Origin of the sequence: Pelorhabdus rhamnosifermentans (genome assembly GCF_018835585.1) — a bacterium.
Taxonomy (GTDB): domain Bacteria; phylum Bacillota; class Negativicutes; order UMGS1260; family UMGS1260; genus Pelorhabdus; species Pelorhabdus rhamnosifermentans.
Map to the genome: position 1 here is coordinate 96,633 of NZ_JAHGVE010000004.1, position 19,726 is coordinate 116,358.

General features: G+C 41.4%; 20 protein-coding genes, 2 pseudogenes and 2 riboswitches. Of the genes and pseudogenes, 18 read left to right on the forward strand and 4 right to left on the reverse strand.

What is annotated here, in order from left to right; all coding sequences use genetic code 11:
* Positions 1–45 precede the first annotated feature (45 nt).
* The 14 genes from Ga0466249_RS27095 to hslO all read left to right on the forward strand — a co-directional run bounded on the left by Ga0466249_RS27095 (position 46) and on the right by hslO (position 13,412).
* The gene (locus tag Ga0466249_RS27095; protein ID WP_215828644.1) at positions 46–816 is read left to right on the forward strand and encodes an FHA domain-containing protein; all 771 of its coding nucleotides are present in this window, start codon (positions 46–48) and stop codon (positions 814–816) included.
* A gap of 1 nt (position 817) precedes the next feature.
* Complete coding sequence (locus tag Ga0466249_RS27505; protein ID WP_215828645.1) at positions 818–1,294, forward strand: FHA domain-containing protein; 477 nt, start codon at positions 818–820, stop codon at positions 1,292–1,294.
* Between the two features lie 5 nt (positions 1,295–1,299).
* A complete protein-coding gene (locus Ga0466249_RS06560) occupies positions 1,300–2,022 on the forward strand; it encodes a Stp1/IreP family PP2C-type Ser/Thr phosphatase (RefSeq protein ID WP_215828646.1) in 723 nt (240 codons plus the stop codon).
* 1 nt (position 2,023) lies between these two features.
* A complete protein-coding gene (locus Ga0466249_RS06565) occupies positions 2,024–3,289 on the forward strand; it encodes an FtsW/RodA/SpoVE family cell cycle protein (RefSeq protein WP_215828647.1) in 1,266 nt (421 codons plus the stop codon).
* Positions 3,282–4,685: a peptidoglycan D,D-transpeptidase FtsI family protein gene (locus tag Ga0466249_RS06570; protein ID WP_215828648.1), complete on the forward strand. Its 1,404-nt coding sequence runs from the start codon at positions 3,282–3,284 to the stop codon at positions 4,683–4,685. Before Ga0466249_RS06565 ends, Ga0466249_RS06570 begins: the two co-directional genes overlap by 8 nt.
* 14 nt (positions 4,686–4,699) lie before the next feature.
* Positions 4,700–6,583: a Stk1 family PASTA domain-containing Ser/Thr kinase gene (gene pknB / locus Ga0466249_RS06575; protein ID WP_376769291.1), complete on the forward strand. Its 1,884-nt coding sequence runs from the start codon at positions 4,700–4,702 to the stop codon at positions 6,581–6,583.
* 5 nt (positions 6,584–6,588) lie between these two features.
* Positions 6,589–7,503 carry a ribosome small subunit-dependent GTPase A gene (rsgA, locus tag Ga0466249_RS06580; RefSeq protein ID WP_246588526.1) on the forward strand — a complete coding sequence of 305 codons (915 nt, stop codon included), beginning with the start codon at positions 6,589–6,591 and terminating at the stop codon, positions 7,501–7,503.
* Positions 7,500–8,153, forward strand: coding sequence for a ribulose-phosphate 3-epimerase (rpe, locus tag Ga0466249_RS06585; RefSeq protein ID WP_215828649.1), 654 nt, complete (start codon positions 7,500–7,502; stop codon positions 8,151–8,153). Before rsgA ends, rpe begins: the two co-directional genes overlap by 4 nt.
* Positions 8,154–8,215: 62 nt before the next feature.
* A riboswitch (FMN riboswitch) is annotated at positions 8,216–8,345 on the forward strand.
* Between the two features lie 120 nt (positions 8,346–8,465).
* On the forward strand, positions 8,466–9,617 hold the full coding sequence (gene ribD, locus Ga0466249_RS06590; protein ID WP_215828650.1) for a bifunctional diaminohydroxyphosphoribosylaminopyrimidine deaminase/5-amino-6-(5-phosphoribosylamino)uracil reductase RibD: 1,152 nt from the start codon (positions 8,466–8,468) through the stop codon (positions 9,615–9,617).
* A complete protein-coding gene (locus tag Ga0466249_RS06595; protein ID WP_215828651.1) occupies positions 9,586–10,248 on the forward strand; it encodes a riboflavin synthase in 663 nt (220 codons plus the stop codon). Before ribD ends, Ga0466249_RS06595 begins: the two co-directional genes overlap by 32 nt.
* 22 nt (positions 10,249–10,270) lie before the next feature.
* Positions 10,271–11,479, forward strand: a complete 1,209-nt coding sequence (locus Ga0466249_RS06600) for a bifunctional 3,4-dihydroxy-2-butanone-4-phosphate synthase/GTP cyclohydrolase II (protein ID WP_215828652.1) — start codon at positions 10,271–10,273, stop codon at positions 11,477–11,479.
* Between the two features lies 1 nt (position 11,480).
* Positions 11,481–11,948: a 6,7-dimethyl-8-ribityllumazine synthase gene (gene ribH / locus Ga0466249_RS06605; protein WP_215828653.1), complete on the forward strand. Its 468-nt coding sequence runs from the start codon at positions 11,481–11,483 to the stop codon at positions 11,946–11,948.
* Positions 11,949–11,986: 38 nt separating this feature from the next.
* A complete protein-coding gene (gene yfcE, locus Ga0466249_RS06610) occupies positions 11,987–12,544 on the forward strand; it encodes a phosphodiesterase (protein WP_215828654.1) in 558 nt (185 codons plus the stop codon).
* Complete coding sequence (gene hslO, locus Ga0466249_RS06615) at positions 12,537–13,412, forward strand: Hsp33 family molecular chaperone HslO (protein WP_215828655.1); 876 nt, start codon at positions 12,537–12,539, stop codon at positions 13,410–13,412. The genes yfcE and hslO overlap by 8 nt, the downstream gene beginning before the upstream one ends.
* A 310-nt stretch (positions 13,413–13,722) precedes the next feature.
* Here the strand turns inward: hslO and Ga0466249_RS06620 are convergent, their stop codons facing one another.
* The 3 genes from Ga0466249_RS06620 to Ga0466249_RS06630 form a co-directional block, all read right to left on the reverse strand.
* Positions 13,723–13,875, reverse strand: a complete 153-nt coding sequence (locus Ga0466249_RS06620) for a hypothetical protein (RefSeq protein ID WP_215828656.1) — start codon at positions 13,873–13,875, stop codon at positions 13,723–13,725.
* 86 nt (positions 13,876–13,961) lie between these two features.
* On the reverse strand, positions 13,962–14,933 hold the full coding sequence (locus tag Ga0466249_RS06625; protein WP_215828657.1) for a DMT family transporter: 972 nt from the start codon (positions 14,931–14,933) through the stop codon (positions 13,962–13,964).
* Complete coding sequence (locus tag Ga0466249_RS06630; RefSeq protein ID WP_215828658.1) at positions 14,930–15,103, reverse strand: hypothetical protein; 174 nt, start codon at positions 15,101–15,103, stop codon at positions 14,930–14,932. Before Ga0466249_RS06630 ends, Ga0466249_RS06625 begins: the two co-directional genes overlap by 4 nt.
* Positions 15,104–15,254: 151 nt before the next feature.
* Between Ga0466249_RS06630 and Ga0466249_RS06635 the strand changes: the two genes are divergently transcribed.
* Positions 15,255–16,106, forward strand: coding sequence for a LysR family transcriptional regulator (locus Ga0466249_RS06635; RefSeq protein WP_215828659.1), 852 nt, complete (start codon positions 15,255–15,257; stop codon positions 16,104–16,106).
* Between the two features lie 72 nt (positions 16,107–16,178).
* On the opposite strand, the pseudogene Ga0466249_RS06640 reads toward Ga0466249_RS06635, so the two are convergent.
* Positions 16,179–16,862: pseudogene (locus Ga0466249_RS06640) on the reverse strand (Glu/Leu/Phe/Val family dehydrogenase); the annotation flags it as partial.
* 144 nt (positions 16,863–17,006) lie between these two features.
* A riboswitch (cobalamin riboswitch) is annotated at positions 17,007–17,187 on the forward strand.
* Between the two features lie 329 nt (positions 17,188–17,516).
* Here Ga0466249_RS06640 and Ga0466249_RS06645 point away from each other — a divergent pair.
* The 3 genes and pseudogenes from Ga0466249_RS06645 to Ga0466249_RS06655 all read left to right on the forward strand — a co-directional run.
* Positions 17,517–17,696: an acetyl-CoA hydrolase/transferase C-terminal domain-containing protein gene (locus Ga0466249_RS06645; protein ID WP_215828661.1), complete on the forward strand. Its 180-nt coding sequence runs from the start codon at positions 17,517–17,519 to the stop codon at positions 17,694–17,696.
* A 34-nt stretch (positions 17,697–17,730) separates the two neighbouring features.
* Positions 17,731–19,104 carry an aldehyde dehydrogenase family protein gene (locus Ga0466249_RS06650; RefSeq protein ID WP_215828662.1) on the forward strand — a complete coding sequence of 458 codons (1,374 nt, stop codon included), beginning with the start codon at positions 17,731–17,733 and terminating at the stop codon, positions 19,102–19,104.
* Between the two features lie 205 nt (positions 19,105–19,309).
* Positions 19,310–19,465: pseudogene (locus Ga0466249_RS06655) on the forward strand (iron-containing alcohol dehydrogenase); the annotation flags it as partial.
* Between the last annotated feature and the right edge of the window lie 261 nt (positions 19,466–19,726).

The window sequence follows — 19,726 nt, forward strand, 5'->3', positions numbered from 1 at the left end:
TAATGATTTATAAGTTACAAAATTTCGCATATTGGAGTGTCTGTTGTGAAATTTGTGCGCAATTTAGAGAATCTTTTTGAGAAATATATAGAAGGCTATTGTAATGCGAAATTTTCTGGCGATTTACAGCCAGCTGAAATTGCTAAACATGTGATTCGCGAAATGGAAAATAAACGTTCCATCGGAATTTCCAAGACTTATGTACCGAATCACTATTGTATCGCTCTTGGTACACATGATTATGAAAATCTTTTGCCTGTTGTGGCAGCGATTCAAGACGAGCTTTCCCAACATTTATTTGCAGCACTTGAGAGAAGGGGCTATACGATTTTAGGGCAGCCTAGTTTTGAGTTTGTGGCAGATTCCACTGCGAAGAAAAATAGTTTTAGCGTGGAGGGGGAATTTACGGAAGCCATTCCGTATGAGAAAACGGTGCAACAGTCTAAGGCAACGGATGAGCCTACAGATTTTGGTCAAACGAAAAAATTTACTCGAACACCTGTAGTTGGGCAGGAATCTCCTAAGTTTCAGGGGCTCATTACCGTTGTGGAAGGTCCTGATGAAGGACTAAAAATTCCAGTGGGTACGCAACGCTTTCATATGGGGCGGCGGGAGAGCAATGAACTTTCTCTGACTGATATGAATACGTCGCGTCTTCATGCTTATATCTCTTATGAAGCAGGTCAACATGTATTAAGCGATGCGCAGAGCCTCAATGGCACGTATGTGAATGGAAGCCGGATTAGCCGGAAAATACTGCAGTCAGGGGATCAAATTAAAATCGGTCACACCCTGCTAAGTTATGAGGTGATCTGATGTGACGCATATAGCTTTGCCTGTCATTAGTATTGGTCAGACTTTTGCAATCATTGGGATGTTTTTGCAGTATAGTTTATTGCTTTTAATTTATTATTTTTTATATCGCATCATTCATTTCGGCTACGGTGATCTTTCAAAGCAGCCACAAGCTGCTGCTCAGACGGATTCTATTCAAGAAAGTGCAGCAAGACTTGTTGTGATGAATCCAGGGAGTGAACAGCATCTTCAGACAGAGTATGTCATTCATGAAGGAATAACATTTGGGCGCAACAAGCATAATACGGTTATTTTAGAAGATCCATTTGTTTCGTATGAACATGCCTGTATTAGCCCTGTCAGGCAAGATTATGTTCTAACTGATTTACATAGTCGAAATGGTGTTTTTGTTAATGAAACCAAGATCCAGGCAGAATGGATGCTCAGTCCGGGTGATGAAATTCGGATCGGGGCTGTCATATTTCGGTTTGAGAGGTGAGCAACGTGTTAGCTTTTGTGAAAACAGACATTGGTTTAGTACGTGAAGTGAATGAAGATCAATTTGCATTTCAACCGCCGAACCTGTTTGTTGTTGCCGACGGAATGGGGGGGCATGTGGCAGGTGAAATTGCAAGTAAATTAGCTGTTACGACGATTGCCCAATATATTGATGAGCACTTCGATAGTGAGCATATTGAGCAGATGCTTGAACGAGCTGTTCATTTGGCTAATCAGCATATTTACGAACGTTCGCAGCAAGGTCGGCAGTATTTGGGAATGGGTACTACCGTAACGGCTTGTTATGTAGTAGATAATCTTCTTTACTGGGCCCATGTAGGCGATAGTCGGATGTATCTTCTTCATGGCAGTGAACTCAAGCAAATTACAGATGATCATTCGCTTGTTGGTGAATTACTGCGTAATGGCACGATTACCAAAGCAGAAGCAGCCGTCCATCCCCAAAGAAATATTTTAACAAGGGCTGTTGGAACAAGTAGCAAAATTTTAGTTGATTCAGGTCATTTAGAATGGGAAAAAACAGATGTCATACTGCTTTGTACAGATGGTCTTAGCGGACTTGTTTCTGAAGATAAAATCAGCGAATTGTTAGTTGCAGCCCGTGAGGATGGCCAGTCTGCCATTGATTGCCTTGTTCAACAAGCGTTAGCTGCAGGAGGTCACGATAATATTACTGTGATTTTAGCTCATTATACAGGGGTAGATTAAGATGACAACTCTTTGTTCCCGTCAGGAAAGATGGCTGTTTTTCATTGCGTCAGTCATTTTTGTGAATGGGTTGCTTGCAGTGAGTCTGGCACGTGGTGTTATTGATGTGAAGGCACTAGCCATTGCACTCGCTATCATTGTACTTGGGGCTGTCGTTCATTTAGTTATTCGTAAAATGAATCCTGTTGGCGATCCTTTCTTATTTCCTTGTTCTTTTGTCTTGGCAGCAATTGGATTGATCATGATTTATCGTCTTAAACCAGCGTTGTTTGAGCTTCAGGCGCTGTGGACTTCACTCGGGCTTCTTGTCTTTACCGTCAGTACCTACTATTTTCGTAAACTAGAAAAATTAGCTGATTATAAGTATGTTCTTGGCATTATCGGGATTGGACTTTTGCTAGCTGCTGTTTTATTTGGCGTAGATATTGGCGGACATAAAAGCTGGATTGTATTGGGTCCGATTCGGTTTCAACCCTCTGAATTTGCTAAAATTTTTGTCGTCCTTTTTTTAGCAGGGTATTTAGATGAAAACAGCGAATTATTACGCTTTGCTACGAAACGTTATGCCTTTCTTGAAATTCCTGAGTTCCGATTTTTAGCACCAATTATTTTTTTATGGATATTAACGAGTGTCATGTATGTTGTTCAACGTGATTTCGGGTCAGCCCTGTTATATTTTGGAACAGTCATTATTATGGTTTATATGGGGAGCGGCAAGGCAAGCTTCCTAGCTATTGGCTCACTGCTCTTTTTGTGTGGTAGTGCTGTTAGTTATAAGTTTTATTCTCATATTCAAACGCGGGTCGATATTTGGCTCAATCCTTGGTCTGATCCGTCAGGACGGGCCTTTCAGATTGTTCAATCCTTGTTTGCTTTAGGCAGTGGCGGTCTTTTAGGTAGTGGACTGACCTATGGCTTTCCTGAATTGATTCCTGAAGTTCATACGGATTTTATTTTTGCTGCTATTGGTGAGGAATTGGGTTTTGCTGGCGCTACGGCTGTGATGCTACTTTATATTTTTTTGATTTATCGTGCTTTTCGAACGTCCCTTCAGGCTCCCACCCCTTATTTAATGCTTGTAGCAGGAGGACTCGCTACTGTCTTATCTTTGCAGGTTTTTCTTATTGTCGGTGGTGTCATTAAGTTCTTTCCTTTGACAGGTATTCCTCTTCCTTGGATTAGTTATGGTGGGAGTGCCATTGTCTCTAATTTCATTTTACTTGCTATGCTTTACTCTGTATCAGGAAGAAGGTCTGCTTATGAATAATCCACTAGCAGACGCCATTCGTAAAGTTGCCTATAGTTTGCTTACACTACTTGTAGTACTAATTTTCTATTTAACTTATATTCAATTTTACGAAGGTTCCTTTTTATCATCTCATCCGCTGAATCGCCGGAGTGCACTCTTAATGAAACAAGTAGAACGGGGTGCGATACTTGATAAAAATGGCAAGATACTCGCTCAAAGCCGCTTAGACTCTGATGGTTATAAGCGTGTTTATCCGGAGGGCCGATTGTTTGCACAACTTGTTGGCTATTCCAGTGATAAATTGGGTAAAACAGGAATAGAAAGCACTGCTAATGGCGAATTATCTGGTATGAGTGATCCCTGGCGCTATTTTGGTGCCATTAGTCATGTTTTATTTACGCGGCATGGCCATTCTGTTGTTTTGAATGTGGATGCCAATGTACAAGAAGTGGCCTATCGTGCGCTGGGGAACCATAAAGGGGCTGTTGTTGCTATTTCACCGAAAACAGGCCAAATCCTGGCGCTTGTCACGAAACCTGCCTTTGATCCAAACCACATTGAAGAAGAATGGCAATCCATTTCTACTTCGACAGAGGGTCTCTTGCTGAATCGTGCTGTACAGGGACTTTATCCACCGGGTTCGACGATGAAGGTATTAACAGCCGAAGCGGCTCTATTTGAAAATGTCGCCACGATCAACAAAACCTATCAATCAAAGGGTATGCTAAAGATTCCGCCTGATTATGTACTTCATGAAATTAATGATAAAGCTTATGGAAATCTTACATTACAACAAGCTTTTGCTGTATCATCCAACGTTGTTTTTGGCAAAATTGCTTTAGAGTTAGGCCGTGCACGACTGGCCAAAGCCTATGACCGTTTTGGCTTTCAAAAATCCTTAGATCCTTCTATTTCGGAATCTATGTCTCGCCTTCCTGATTTTCCGCAGTTAAGTGACGGTGATTTAGCGCAAAGTGGTATCGGTCAGGCTAGTTTGCTTGTAACACCGCTTCGCATGGCTATGCTTGCTGCCGCTATTGCCAATCAGGGTAAAATGATGGAACCTTATTTGATGAATAAAATTGTTGATGCACAGGGGAGTATCGTCAAACAGTATTCGCCGCATGAGTGGCTGACTGCGACAACACCTGAAATTGCTTTCCTTGTCAAGCAGATGATGGTTTCTGACGTTGACCAGGGAACTGGCCGTGGCGCTGGCATATCAGGCATTTCTGTGGCTGGTAAAACAGGAACAGCTGAAAATCCTCATGGTGAGGATCATGCTTGGTTTATTGGTTTTGCACCTGCAGAACATCCGGTTGTTGCAGTTGCCGTAATTGTTGAAAATGGTGGTTTTGGCGGCACAATCGCGGCCCCAATAGCTAGGCAAGTTTTTTCAGCAGTACTACATTAAGGAGGTGAATGATTTTGCTGATAAACCGTACTCTTGATCACCGTTACACCTTGCTGGAATTAGTAGGTGGTGGTGGAATGGCTGAAGTGTATCGGGCTCATGATGAGTTATTAGATCGCTTTGTGGCTGTAAAAATACTTCGTTCGCAGTTCACGACCAATGAGGAATTTGTAACAAGATTTCGCCGGGAGGCCCAAGCAGCAGCAAAATTATCTCATCCAAACATTGTAAATGTTTATGATGTTGGGATAGATGAAGAAATTTATTACATTGTCATGGAATACATATCAGGTGAGACACTGAAAGATAAAATTGATCGTGATGGTGTTTTGTCTGTTGAAAATGCCGTCCATATTGCCGATGAAATTGCGCAGGCCCTCGAACATGCCCATCAAAATCACTTAGTTCACTGTGATATTAAACCGCATAATATTATGGTAACAACATCGGGACGTATTAAGGTAACGGACTTTGGTATTGCTCGTGCTGTTACGTCGGCTACGATGGTTCATACGGGTACGATTATTGGTTCTGTACATTATTTCTCCCCAGAGCAGGCCAAGGGAGCTCCTGTTAGTGCGCAATCAGATATTTATTCGTTGGGTGTTGTTCTCTATGAAATGCTGACAGGAAAGGTGCCTTTTGAAGGCGATTCACCCATTAGTATTGCTATTAAACATATTCAAGAGGAACCTGTTCCTCCTTGCCAGATTAATTCAGAAATTCCGCCGTTAGTCGAGGCGATTGTTTTAAAAGCGATGGCGAAACAGCCTGAAGACAGATTCTCTAATATTAGTGAAATGATTAATGATCTCCATTTGGCACAAGGTTATTTGCGTGATGACAGCACGCGGCGTATTTCTCGTGAAGAATATCCGACACAGCTCTTAACAGGTATGAATGAAGCCTTACGTGACAGTGGACATGACCGAACAACAGCGTTGCAACCGAACGCAATGGAACTTGCCAATAAGCGTCGGAAAAAAGCCTGGGCCATTGCAATTGTATTCTTTTTATTACTAGGATTTGCTGGTGGTGCCTTTTTAGCATTTGGTAAATTTTGGAGTGGAGCTGAAGTGGCTGTGCCTGACGTAACAGGAAAATCCGTGGAGCAGGCCAAAAATATTTTGACAAGCCATAATCTCAGAGTTTCCGTCTCGGAAGTATTTAATGATAAAGTGGCTGCTGGACAGGTTATTTCGCAAACCCCTGAAGCAGGTAGTGTTGTAAAGGAACAACGGACAATTAATTTGATTGTCAGCCGTGGGGGTGAAGTGACATCTGTGCCTGATTTACGGGGATTAAGCCGCCGCGATGCCGAAATTGCGCTAAAAAATGCCGGTCTTGTATTAGGCAAGGTTGACGAGCAATCGTCTAGTGATGCACCGCCTGATTCTGTTTTAAGTCAGTATCCTCGTCCACCTGCTCAAGTAAGCAAGGGGACGGCAGTGGATATTGTGGTAAATAAGGCGGCAGTGAAGAAGCAGATGTTACCCGATTTTAGGGGAACAGTTTTGAGTGCTGTTTCGGCACAATTAGATAATTTGAAATTGAAAGTAGGGAATGTGACTGAGGTCGCTAGCGATAAATATCCTCCAGGCACCATTATTGACCAACGTCCAGCACCCAATTCGGAACTTGTTGAAGGTGGAGCAGTTGACTTTACTGTGGCTAAAGCAGGCAGTTCTGCCAAACGGGCGACTGTCTCCATTACTGTGCCAGATGGGCCTGTTCGTCAAGCAGTCCAAATTGTTGTAACTGATTCTAATGGTCGCCGTGTTGTTTATGAGAACGTACATAAGCCAGGCGATAAGATTGAAAAGCAAGTGGAAGGCAGTGGCTCTGTGCGTGTCCAAATCTATATTAACGGCGGGCTTTTGCAAGAGCAAACATTATAGGAGTGATGGGAATTGGCAGGAATTCGGCTATGCTGTTAAAAGGAATCGTCGTAAAGGCATACAATAGCTATTACGCTGTACAAACAGACAAGGAATCCAAAATTGTTCTTTGCACAGTGAGAGGACGGTTAAAACAAGCAAGGTTTACCTTGCTTGTTGGTGACCAAGTGGAGTACACCGTAAGCAGCGGACAAAAAGGATCGATTGAAGCCATTTTGCCACGTGTGAGCATGTTAAAGCGTCCCATGGTGGCCAATGTCGATCAAGTGGTTCTTACCTTTGCCTGTCGTCATCCTGATTTTAGTTTGCAAATTGTGGATCGCTTTCTTGTTCTTGCTGAGGCTTCTCAGCTTCATTCTGTGCTGTGTTTTAACAAGGTTGATCTTGCGAATCGGCAGGAAATTGAACAAGTAGCCGATATGTATCGCGCTATCGGTTATCCTGTGCTCATTGTTGCTGCCAAACAGCATGAGGGTATTGAGGACTTGCGTCGGTTACTTCATGATCATATTTCCGTGTTTGCCGGACCGAGTGGTGTGGGTAAATCAACTCTATTAAATGCAATTGAACCAGGGCTGTTACTTAAAACAGGCGATTTAAGTGAAAAAATTGGCCGCGGCAAGCATACAACCCGTCATGCCGAACTTTTATCCTTGATCGGGAATGGCTTTGTTGTTGATACACCGGGTTTTTCTTTTACGGAGTTTATTGATATGGCAGAACAAGAAGTGCGAGATTGCTTTCCTGAATTCCATGAGCTTCAAGCTCCTTGTAAATTTAGTTCCTGCCTGCATGACCGTGAGCCTCAGTGCGGGGTGAAGAAAGCTGTATTACAAGATGAAATTTGTTCAAGCCGTTATGAAAATTACTTAGCCATTCTTCATGAGATACAAGCAAATAAAAAGGGGTATAGATCATGAATACAATTAAAATTGCTCCATCCATTTTATCAGCCGATTTTTCTTGCCTGGCTGACGAAATAAAACGAGTCGAAGAGGCGGGTGCCGATCTTATCCATATTGATGTGATGGATGGTCATTTTGTGCCTAATCTCACCTTTGGTCCACCTGTTGTTGCTGCCATCCGTAAAGTAACAAAGTTACCCTTTGATGTGCACCTCATGATTACCAATCCCGAGGAGTTTATTACGCCTTTTGCCAAGGCAGGTGCCGATATTCTTACGGTTCACGCCGAAACAACGCATCATTTGCACAAAGCCTTACAGGAAATTCATGGTTTGGGTATGAAAGCGGGGGTTTCTTTGAATCCGGCTACACCTCTGACCTTAATTGAGGAAGTCCTAGAGGATATTGATATGATTCTTATTATGACTGTCAATCCAGGTTTCGGTGGTCAATCTTTTATTCCCTCTACTTTACATAAAATTAAGCGCTTGCGAGCTATGCTTAATGAACAAAAGCTTAGTACGAATATTGAAGTAGATGGTGGTATTACGACTCAAAATGCGGTGGAAGCTATTCAAGCAGGTGCAACTATTCTTGTGGCAGGATCTGCTATTTATTCTGCTCAGGACATGAAGGAGACTGTTCAGCTTCTTAAGGGTTGCTAAGGCTGATTGGTTGTGGTAAACTATATGTAAGTTGAGGATATGACCTCGATAAAATATAATAATATAGCCTTTGGGGCCAGGTGAGAAAGAAGTTCTTTCAATTCCTGACCGGCGGTAAAGCCCGCGAGCCGTAATGGTTGATCCGGTGTAGTTCCGGAGCCGACAGTAAAGTCTGGATGAAAAAAGGCGCACAAGTATTGCTTGTTATTTGAGCTGTTTTTAAGCCCCATTGTAAGATTTTCTTACAAGGCTTGAAAACAGCTTTTTATATGCGCATTTTGCGTAATGTTTTAGAAGAGTGGTGGTGATTTTATGCAAAATCAAATCAAAATTCATGAGCACTATATGAAGCAGGCTCTTCAATTAGCACGATTGGCTGCAGGTTGTACAACACCCAATCCGCTTGTTGGGGCGGTCATTGTTAAAGAGGATCAAGTGATTGGACAAGGTTACCATCATATGGCTGGAACGCCGCATGCTGAGATTCATGCTCTCCGTGAGGCTGGCGACGAGGCCAAGGGAGCAACGCTTTATGTAACACTTGAGCCTTGTTGTCATTCAGGGCGTACGGGTCCTTGCACAGAAGCCATTATTTCAGCTGGGATTGCGAAAGTTGTTGTTGCCATTACTGATCCCAATCCCCTTGTAGCAGGTCAAGGCCTGCGCCGTCTTCGTGAGCAGGGAATCGAAGTAATTGATGGTGTTTGCTGCCTTGAGGCTGTGCGTCTTAATGAAGCATTTGTGAAATGGGTTACATCTCATATGCCTTTTGTATTATTAAAGGCAGCCATGACACTAGATGGAAAAATTGCTACAGCAACGAAAAAATCAAAATGGATTACAGGAGATGAAGCCCGGCAGCGTGTCCATCTGTTGCGCAATCAATATGACGGCATTTTAGTTGGTATTGGAACGGTGCTTGCCGATGATCCGCTGCTTACGACGCGCTTACCTGATCGAGAAGGGTGCCAGCCTACACGAATCATTGTGGATAGTTTAGCACGTACGCCACTGACAAGCCAAGTCGTCGTGAATAAACAGGCGCCAACCATTATTGCTGTAACTGAGGCGGCACCGCAAGAAAGAATTGAGGCTCTTAAGGAATGTGGTGTCGAAGTCATGCTTGTTTCGTCTGGAGTCGGCGGCATTGATTTGCGTCCGTTATTTTTTGAGCTGGCCAAGCGGCCCTTGACAAGTATCTTGGTTGAGGGAGGCGCTGGCGTGAATAGCTCTGTTTTGGCCGAAAACCTTGTGGATAAAGTGGAATGGTTTATTGCTCCGAAAATTTTCGGCGGAACAAATGCACCTTCGCCTGTTGCTGGCCCGGGAGTAGCGGACATCGCTGCTGCCTATGAATTGGAAGAAGTCAGTATAACTCAGTTTGGTAGTGATCTCATGGTGAGCGGTTACATAAAAAGCAGGGAGGCGCGTGATGTTTACCGGACTTGTGGAAGAATGTGGTAGAATAAAAAAAATAACAGCTACAGCTCGCTCGGTACGCTTGACAGTCGAAGCAAAAAAGATACTTGATGATGTCAAAATCGGTGACAGTATTGCTGTAAACGGCGCTTGTCTGACTGTAGTAGATCAGGGTGATAGCTTTTTTGTTGCCGATGTCATGCCAGAAACAGTCAAGCAGACGGGACTCAAAGAATTACAGACAGGTGCCGCCGTAAATTTAGAGCGGACGTTGCGCATCGGTGACAGATTAGGTGGTCATATTGTCAGTGGCCATGTTGATGGTATTGGCAAGATTACGGGAATTTCAAAAGACGATATTGCAGTGCTGCTGACCATTGAAAGCACGCCTGATGTCATGAAATATATTGTGAGAAAAGGCTCTATAGCCATTGATGGAATTAGTTTGACTGTTGTTTCTTGTACAGAAAAAGCCTTTTGTGTTTCCTTGATTCCTCATACTTATGCTGTCACAGCTCTTGCTGAAAAAAAGCGGGGAAGTTTCGTGAATTTAGAAACAGATATCTTGGGACGCTATATAGAAAAACTGCTGCATTGTTCAGCGAATCAGGAAGGTCAGCCTGTTTCTCCTTCTGGCATTTCAGCCGGATTTTTAGGTGAACATGGTTTTTTATAATAAAATACTAGGAGGTTTAGCTATGTTTAGTACAATTGAAGAAGCCATTGAAGATATTAAACAAGGCAAGATGGTTGTTGTTGTGGATGATGAGGATCGTGAAAATGAGGGTGATTTGCTCATGGCTGCTGAAAAAGCAACGCCAGAAGCGATAAATTTCATGGCAACTTATGGTAAGGGATTAATTTGCATGCCTGTTGTTGGCAGTCGTCTGGATGAACTGGGCATTTGCCCGATGGTAGAAAATAATACAGACAATCATGAAACAGCTTTTACTGTTTCTATTGATGCTAAGACGACAACGACAGGAATCTCGGCTTTTGAGCGTTGTGATACGATTCAAGCTGTTCTCAAGACGGAGACTAAACCAACAGATTTACGTCGGCCCGGTCATGTTTTTCCGCTGCGTTATCGTGAAGGTGGCGTTTTACGTCGAACCGGGCATACAGAGGCTGCTGTTGATTTAGCCCGACTGGCAGGACTCTATCCTGCGGGAGTTATTTGCGAAATTATGAGCAGTAATGGTTCCATGGCACGCGTTCCGGAACTGAAGGAATTCGTGAAGCAGCACAATTTAAAACTCATTACTGTGGCTGATCTTATCAAATATCGCAAGAGTCATGAGCGGGTCATTCACAAGGCGGCGGAAGCGAATATGCCAACAAAATATGGTCAGTTCCATTTAGTGGCTTATGAAAACGATTTGGATAATTTGTGTCATGTTGCACTCGTTAAAGGGGATGTAGCAGGCAAGAAGGATGTACTTGTCCGTGTCCACTCTGAATGTCTCACAGGCGATGTATTTGGATCGCTGCGCTGCGATTGTGGTGATCAGCTTATTACGGCTATGAAGCGCATTGAAGCTGAAGGAGAGGGCGTTGTACTGTATATGCGTCAAGAAGGTCGTGGCATTGGTTTAGCAAATAAAATTCGTGCCTATGCTTTGCAAGATGGCGGAAAAGACACAGTCGAAGCCAATGAATTACTTGGTTTTGCCGCGGATCTTCGCGAATATGGCATTGGAGCCCAAATTTTGGCTGACCTTGGATTAACAAGCATTCGTCTATTAACAAATAATCCGCGGAAACGGGCGGGACTGGAAGGCTATGGACTCAAAATCAGTCAACGCGTACCACTGGAAATTCGGGCAAACAAATTTAATAATCGGTATTTATCGGTGAAAAAAGCCAAACTCGGCCATTTACTGAAACAATATGAGGAGGTAAAATAAAATGTCACATGTTTATGAGGGAAAATTAACTGCCAAAGGATTGCGTTTTGCCGTCATTGTTGCACGGTTCAATGAGTTTATTACAGGAAAGCTGTTAACTGGAGCGATGGATGGATTGCTTCGGCACGACGCGGCAGAAGAAGATATTGATACTATTTGGGTACCCGGTGCTTTTGAAATTCCTATTATTGCACAGAAATTAGCAAAAAGCGGAAAGTATGATGCCGTTATTTGTTTAGGAACAGTCATTCGTGGCAGCACTTCGCATTATGATTATGTTTGCAGTGAAGTTTCCAAAGGCATCGCTCATGTGGGTCTTGAAACAGGCGTACCGACGATTTTTGGTGTGCTGACAACAGAAAACATTGAACAGGCTATTGAACGCGGTGGCACAAAAGCAGGAAATAAAGGATTTGACGCTGCAATGTCAGCTATTGAGATGGCTAATCTATTGAAAAACATAGATTAAAAATACAAATATTACCAGGGAAATAAAGGGTGATTTTTATGAAAATAGCCGTTGTCAGTGATACGCACGGCTGTGCTCAGACGTGGGAAATCATGTATCGAGAGCATATGAAAAATATTGATAGTATTATTCATGCTGGTGATGTGCTTTATCATGGGCCGCGGAATGACATTCCTGCTGAGTATCAGCCCAAAGTATTAAGTGCCGCGTTGAATAAGCTTCCAGTGCCTTTTTATGCTGTACAAGGGAATTGTGATGCAGAGGTAGATAGTATGGTGCTAGACTGGCCTCTTTATGCGCCGCTGATTTTTTTGCAGCAGGGAGACTTTCAGATTGTTGTTCAGCATGGTCATACATTGTCTGATGAGGAAAAGGTGAAGCTCGCCAAACGCTATCATGCCAATTTATTTATTAGCGGTCATACGCATGTGCCTGTGCTGAAAAAGACGGAAGGTGTAATTCTCTTAAATCCTGGGTCGCCTGCCATGTCTAAGCGTCCAGATAACAGGGGAACCATGGCTTTCTTAGTTGATCACAAAATTCAGCTCATTGCGATTGACAATGGCGAAGTTCTTAAGGAGGAAATCTATGGCTGACCCGTCTGACCATCTCATTACTGCCACAGCAGGCAACGGTATCCGCATTTATGCGGCTGTGACTACGAAACTTGTTGAGGAAGCTAGGCGGCGCCATGACTGCTATCCTGTTGCAAGTGCCGCATTAGGACGGACAATGACGGCGGCGTTGTTGTTAGCGGCAAATTTAAAAACAGCAGAATTATTAACGGTTCGGATTGTTGGCGATGGGCCGCTAGGTGAAATTATTGCTGATACGACTGCACAGGGAACCGTGCGTGGTATGGTAGGTGAACCGCATCTTGATTTACCGCTTAATGCAGCTGGCAAGCTTGATGTAAGCAAGGCTGTAGGACAAGGCAATGTATTTGTGACGCGTTTCACCAAGCTGAAACAGCCCTTTACTGGCAGCTCAGCGCTTGTTTCGGGCGAAATTGCTGAAGACATTACGCAATATTTATATACGTCGGAGCAAACTCCATCGAGTGTCGGATTGGGCGTACTTGTTGAACCGGATCTTTCCGTAAGCGCTGCCGGTGGATTTATTTTACAAGCCTTGCCTGATGCGGATCCGTCTGATTTGGCTGTAGTTGAATCCAATCTTACAAAACTATCGGCTGTGACGACGCTGATTCAAGAAAGTCAGTCAGCCAAAAGTTTGATTGAGGCGGCTTGTCAGGGACTTGAAATTCGCTATCACGCTGAGCAGCCGCTTGCGTTTCAGTGCACCTGTTCACGCGATAGGGTAGAAAAAGCCTTGATTAGTACAGGCACGAAAGAGCTTAATGAACTGATTGAAATCGGTGAAGCTGAACTAGTTTGTCATTTTTGTGGGGAGAAGTATCAGTTGAACCGTGAGGAACTCACGGCTCTTTTGAAGCAGATGTAAGTTTATAAGAATCAGCTATATGGAAAGAGTGGCACAGAGTATTGCTTATTGTATGCAGCAAGAGATTGATGAACGTATCCGTGGCTGTTGCCATTTACTTTTGACGGATCAATTTACTTATGTTACAATAAATAGCAAGAAAATGTATGAATCCAATAGAATTTCATATAGATGGAAATAGGTGCCCTTAAGAGCTTAATAGGAAAGTCCGGTGAAATACCGGCGCAGTCCCGCCGAGATTTATATTTTAGATATAAAAAACATCTCTTGATATATCAGTCAAGAGATGTTTTCTATATTTAAAATTCTTTCAGCGGCACCATAATATAGCTAAAAATACAAATAAAAATAATACATAAACACCAAAGACCAGTTTATCATCAAACGTTATCTTATTATCCTTTTTTCCATCTTCGTTACGTGTGAATTCATCATATTCACCACAAAAATATCCATTCGTCATGATACTCATTCCCTTCCGAAAGCTATAATAAGTTTTTTTTCCAAGAGATGGTTTTTTATCAAATAAGTCGGTTTTTTTTGCATTGTTTAATGTTGATGTGATATTTTCATTGTGGATACAGTTGAATGATTGGTGGGGCGTATAATAGATTGCAAAGTACTATAGGAACTAATGAGTATGAGTAATATGCCGATACCTGTGTGAAAGGCGATATTTTCCTTTAAGATGATTAAGGCGAGCAAAGGTGCGAGTGCTGGTTTAATAAAAAATATAATGGAGGCTGTTGTGGCAGAGGTTACATCAATAGCGAGAAAATAAAGCAGATATCCAAATCCGGTTACAATCACTCCTAAATACAGCAGAACAGCAAGATTGCTATAAGTTATGCCCTTCCAGAAGGAAATATGAGCTAAAAATTCAAATGGGGTATTTTCATTCATGCGAATCCAAGGTGAAAGATTGGACAGATAGATCAATAGAAATAAGATCAGATCGCCTGCTAAAAAGGTGAGACAATTCATAACAAGACTGCCATACTTGGCAAATTTCATTTTCCCTATTACACAATAGAGCGAAAATGTTATTGCCGATAAGATGGATAATAGAATCCCTTTGTAATCTGTACTGATACTGAAGGGATTTAAGATACAAGCGAGGCCGATGATACTGAATATCAAAGAGATGATCGTATTTTTGGTGGGCTTTTCTTTTAAAAGAAAATAAGCTAATGGAATCATGAATATGGGGTTGGTACTAAAGATAACTGCTACAGTGGAGGCCGGGGTAAAGATGAGGGCCAGTTGAAAAAAAGACATGCTAATCACAATGCCGAGAAATCCGGTTAGAAAAAAATAACCTAAGTCTGTTCTGGTTAGTTTAATCTGCTTATGAATCATAATTTGAATTGTTGAAGGAAGTAATACGAGTGCTCCAATAAAAAATCGTAAGAAAGTTAATTGTAAGGGATTGATATCTGTTGCAAGGAGTTTGCCTGCAATTTCCATGGTGCTAAATATGATTGCCGAAGCAACAATATAAATAGAGGCTTTGGACATCATTCAACCATCATATCCGTGTCTCCCCAACGATTGGTTAATACAGGGGGATAGTTAACAGGGGGAAATTCAATTTTATTTTGTTTTACAGATTGTGCAGGCTTTTTTAATGGCTTTTCTAAATGTTTTTCAATCGGTTGTTTTTTTAAAATATTATTTTGTGGCACATTCATGAATAAGCACTCCTTAGGTGAAAAGATTTTTTGAAGATGTCGACATCTTTCAACAGTGATTATAGCAATACTGAAACGATATTAAAAATATTTATTTTGACTATTTGATATTCGCCTATCATATAGCAGAGAATGGATCAGGTGGTTTGACATGGACATTAGACAATTGAAATATTTTCTGGTTGTTGCTGAAGAAGGCCAAATTACGAAGGCTGCTCAAAGGCTTCATATTACGCAACCTCCCCTCAGTCAACAAATTCAATTACTGGAAAGAGAACTGGGGATTCAATTACTTGAAAGAGGTAACAGAAATATTCGACTAACAGAGGCAGGTAAGGCCTTGCGTGATCGAGCAGAACAAATGGTGGAATTAGTCAAATTAACAATGAATGAATTACAAGAAGTGAAAGAGGGGGTGAAAGGCCATTTAAAGATAGGTACAATTTCTACAGCGGAATCTTATTTACTTAATAAAATCCAAAAATTTCATCTCGATTTTCCTAGTATTACCTTTCAGTTATGGCATCGTGAGACAAAGAAATTGTTAGAATTACTAAATTTGAATATTATCGAATTGGGTATCGTGCGGTTTCCCCATGACGTGAGTCGATATGATTATGTTGCTTTACCTGATCAAACATTGGTGGCTGCTGCACTGGAAATAGGCAGTAATGATTCAAAGACGATTTGTTTAAAAGAACTGAGTGATCGGCCATTGATGATGCTTCGACGCGATGAACCTATGATTCGAGAGTATTGTCAACAGGCTGGTTTTGATCCTTATATCTTCTGTCTTAGTGATGATATTATGCCATTGCTATTTTGGGCAAATGCAGGAATTGGGATTGCTTTAATACCGAGTTCGACTAAAAATCTTTTGGCCAAATTCTCATTGGATTTTAAAGAAATTATTAATCCTGGTGTTGCTGTTACGAGTGCGGTTATTTGGAAAAAAAATCATACCATTTCTTCTGCTGCTAAAAATTTTATTTCTATGTTGTAGATAAAAAAATAAAGGGGAGTGAATTCACTCCTCTTTATACCGTGTTTTATTCTATAAAATGGGTGTGTTCTATTAGTGGAAAATACAACGAAGTTTTTTTGCTTGAACAATCCGATTGAGTGCTACCATATAAGCCGCCATTCTTAAGGGAACTTTCTTTTCAATATGAACATTCCATACATCTGTAAAGGCTTTTTTCATAATTCTTTTCAGCGTGGTAGTTACATATTGTTCGTCCCACATAAAAGATTGTCCGTTTTGAACCCATTCAAAATAAGAGACAACGACGCCGCCGGCATTGGCTAAAATATCCGGAACGATAATGATTCCTTTATTTTCTAGAATCTTATCGGCATCTTTGCTCGTTGGACCGTTGGCACCCTCGACGACAATTTTAGCACGGACATTATTGGCATTATTTTTTCTTAACTGATTTTCTAAGGCTGCTAAAAATAAAATGTCCACATTAAGAGCCAGTAAATCTTTATTGGATATGCTTTGCAGGTCTTCTTCGGTGTAGCCTCGGAGTGATTTTTTATTGTTATTCGCATATTCGATGGCGGCTTTGACATTAATTCCATCTTTTTTATATAAGGAGACAAAAGCATCACCAAGAGCAACAATTTTAAATCCTTGCTCTTGCAGTAACTTGGCTCCCATACTGCCAACATTGCCAAAACCTTGTACGGCAACCGTCATGTCTTGTGTTTTTAATCCTAGCTTTTCTAATGTACTCAATGCCGATAACATCACGCCTCGTCCAGTCGCTTATGTTCTTCCCAGTGAACCACCTAGTTCCCAAGGCTTTCCTGTTACGACACAACTGCTTTCATGGTTAAATTTTTTTGACGGATAGATTTATTTGTGTTACAATAAATGGTAATAAATATTAATTTGATAAAATTTCATAGATGAATAGGTGCCCTTAGGGGCTTAATAGGGAAGTCCGGTGAAATATCGGCGCGGTCCCGCCACTGTAATGGGAAGCAAACTCAGAAATGTCACTAAGACGCTAAATTCTTGGCAGGTTTGAGTCGTGATGATCCAGAGCCAAGAGAACTGCCTATTTAACAGTCACCGTTTGACCTGCGAGAGATGGGGAGGAGATTTGTACGATAGCTTTTTTATTGTATTGATTTTATCCCAGTATCGTTGATACTGGGATTTATATTTTTTAGATATTAAAAACATCTCCTGGTTTGATGGCCGGAAGATGTTTTTTTTATAATATTTTTTCTTTACCTGAGCGATAATGAGGAAGATATGGAAGCTCTTACCCTTTCACGTTGATACTTTCATTGTCTAGCTTAGGGATCTATATAATCAAGAATTTTGTTTAATGGTAAGCAAATAACAAAAAGGAGAGGATTTATTTTGAATGGTTGGAGACCTAGCTAGTTATCAGAGTAGATGCATGATACAAGGGTAGCTGTGACGACATCCCGTAATGAGGTGCAGTATATTGTGACTGGTATTGCCGATTTACGAGGCAAATGCCTGCGAGAGCGAGCCAAGGCTTTAATTGCCGTGAGTCATCCTGATTTTCGGTCATCCTTATTAGCCCAGGCAACAGAGCAAGACTTGATTTAAGACAAAATTAGATAGTGGGAGGAATAAGAAAAACATGGATAAACAGTACTCAGTAAGTGAAATAATTAACAAATCAAAAATTGCTCAACAAATTCTGGCGGGTTACACACAAGTACAAGTCGATCAATTGGTTCGTGTCATAGGCAAAGTCGTTTATGACAATGCCGAGATGTTAGCCCGTGAAACGGTAGATGAAACGAGAATGGGCGTTTATAAAGACAAGATAGACAAATGTAAAGGCAATTCACGAACAGTCTGGAATAGTTTGAAAGGGAAAAAATCTGTTGGTATCATTAAAGAAGAACCAGAAAAAGGCCTTGTATATGTGGCAAAACCGAAGGGTGTTATTGGTGCGATTACTCCGACGACGAATCCAATTGTTACGTCCATGTGCAATGCCATGTTTGCTGTTAAAGGGCGTGATACGATTATTGTTGCACCTCATCCAAGATCGAAAAAATGCTCCACTCACATGATACAACTCATCAATGTTGAATTGAAAAAATTGGGTGCTCCAGAAAATTTGATTCAGATTATTGAAGAACCGAGTATCGAAAAGACGCAGGAATTAATGCAATCCGTCGATGTCGTTGTGGCTACAGGCGGTACTGGCATGGTGAAATCGGCCTATTCAAGCGGAAAACCTTCTTATGGTGTGGGTCCTGGTAATGTTCAGGTTATTATGGACCGAGATTATGATGATAACCAGGCTGTGAAGGATATTATTGCTGGTAGAAAATTTGATAATGGCATCCTTTGTACATGTGAGCAATGTATTATTGCACCGGCTGAAAAACATGCTGAGATTATGAGATTGTTTGTGAAAAATGGTGCTTGCTATTTTGACGATGAAGCGATAGTGGATAAATTTAGACAAGCCATGTTTATAGATGGAAGCATTAACAAAAAAATTGTCGGACAGTCTGTTCAATTTATTGCCAATCTCGCGGGAGTACCTGTACCTGAAGGGGCCAAAGTCATTATTTTAAAAGCCAAAGGCAAGGGCAGTGCCGATATTCTTTGCCGGGAAAAAATGTGTCCTGTTATGGTTACCTTTGCGTATGAGAAATTTGAAGATGCTCTTGATATTGCGAAAACAAATTTAGTGTATGAAGGTGCTGGTCATACAGCTGTCGTGCATTCCAACAATAAGGAACACATTATTCAGGCCGGTTTGGCGCTTCCATTTAGTCGTCTGACGATTAATCAGTCTTCTGCTACTAATACCGGAGGTAGTTTTTATAATGGGTTCAATCCTAGTACAACTTTAGGCTGCGGTTCATGGGGCAATAACAGTATTTCAGAAAACCTGACTTACACTCACTTAATTAACATATCGCGTATTGGCTATTTCAATAAAGATGCCAAGGTTCCTACGGATGACGAAATTTGGTCGCTCTATTCATAACAGAGGAGGAGCTTGATGATGCAGAGGCTTCAGGTAAGACCTCAGATTCATCAGTAATCACGTACAGGAATTTGCCGAGTTCTTCAAAAGCGGAGCAGGAGATTTAATTTTAACTCATGAGTTTTTGTACACGCCATATTTGCAGGAATTGCATTTTAATGTAGATTTTTTGTTTCAAGAAAAATAAGGTGTAGGTGAACCGTCTGATGAGATGATTGATGCTATTATTCAGGCGATGGAAGAGAAAGAATGCAAACGAATTATTGCCATTGGCGACGGTACAGTAATTGATATTGCAAAGCTATTGATAATAAAGGATGTTAAACATGCACTAGACTTATTTGAAAAAACGATTCCTTAAACCTTGAAAGAAGTCGTGAAAAAATTTTTTCGAGCAGAGTGTCCGTACATTCAATGCGTTGTGCCTGTTTTTGAAGTAAGTGAAGACTTGATTCAGCAGGCCTTGCATATTTTAAGACAGGGGAATATAGTATGATGAAGCGAAGTGTTTCTAAAATAGGAGGACCTGACAGTGACATGATTGATACTGCCAGGTCCTTTATTATATAAAAAAATTTATTGAACTTATTTGTTTCGTTGATCAGAAATTTATCTTGCCTGA

Excerpts from the sequence above, each read along its gene's own strand:
- Ga0466249_RS06565 (WP_215828647.1), top strand. The coding sequence starts at position 2,024 with ATGACAACTCTTTGTTCCCGTCAGGAAAGATGGCTGTTTTTCATTGCG.
- Ga0466249_RS06570 (WP_215828648.1), top strand. The coding sequence starts at position 3,282 with ATGAATAATCCACTAGCAGACGCCATTCGTAAAGTTGCCTATAGTTTG.
- rsgA (WP_246588526.1), top strand. The coding sequence starts at position 6,589 with ATGGGAATTGGCAGGAATTCGGCTATGCTGTTAAAAGGAATCGTCGTA.
- rpe (WP_215828649.1), top strand. The coding sequence starts at position 7,500 with ATGAATACAATTAAAATTGCTCCATCCATTTTATCAGCCGATTTTTCT.
- ribD (WP_215828650.1), top strand. The coding sequence starts at position 8,466 with ATGCAAAATCAAATCAAAATTCATGAGCACTATATGAAGCAGGCTCTT.
- Ga0466249_RS06595 (WP_215828651.1), top strand. The coding sequence starts at position 9,586 with ATGTTTACCGGACTTGTGGAAGAATGTGGTAGAATAAAAAAAATAACA.
- Ga0466249_RS06600 (WP_215828652.1), top strand. The coding sequence starts at position 10,271 with ATGTTTAGTACAATTGAAGAAGCCATTGAAGATATTAAACAAGGCAAG.
- ribH (WP_215828653.1), top strand. The coding sequence starts at position 11,481 with ATGTCACATGTTTATGAGGGAAAATTAACTGCCAAAGGATTGCGTTTT.
- yfcE (WP_215828654.1), top strand. The coding sequence starts at position 11,987 with ATGAAAATAGCCGTTGTCAGTGATACGCACGGCTGTGCTCAGACGTGG.
- hslO (WP_215828655.1), top strand. The coding sequence starts at position 12,537 with ATGGCTGACCCGTCTGACCATCTCATTACTGCCACAGCAGGCAACGGT.
- Ga0466249_RS06620 (WP_215828656.1), bottom strand. The coding sequence starts at position 13,875 with ATGACGAATGGATATTTTTGTGGTGAATATGATGAATTCACACGTAAC.
- Ga0466249_RS06625 (WP_215828657.1), bottom strand. The coding sequence starts at position 14,933 with ATGATGTCCAAAGCCTCTATTTATATTGTTGCTTCGGCAATCATATTT.
- Ga0466249_RS06630 (WP_215828658.1), bottom strand. The coding sequence starts at position 15,103 with ATGAATGTGCCACAAAATAATATTTTAAAAAAACAACCGATTGAAAAA.
- Ga0466249_RS06635 (WP_215828659.1), top strand. The coding sequence starts at position 15,255 with ATGGACATTAGACAATTGAAATATTTTCTGGTTGTTGCTGAAGAAGGC.
- Ga0466249_RS06645 (WP_215828661.1), top strand. The coding sequence starts at position 17,517 with ATGCATGATACAAGGGTAGCTGTGACGACATCCCGTAATGAGGTGCAG.
- Ga0466249_RS06650 (WP_215828662.1), top strand. The coding sequence starts at position 17,731 with ATGGATAAACAGTACTCAGTAAGTGAAATAATTAACAAATCAAAAATT.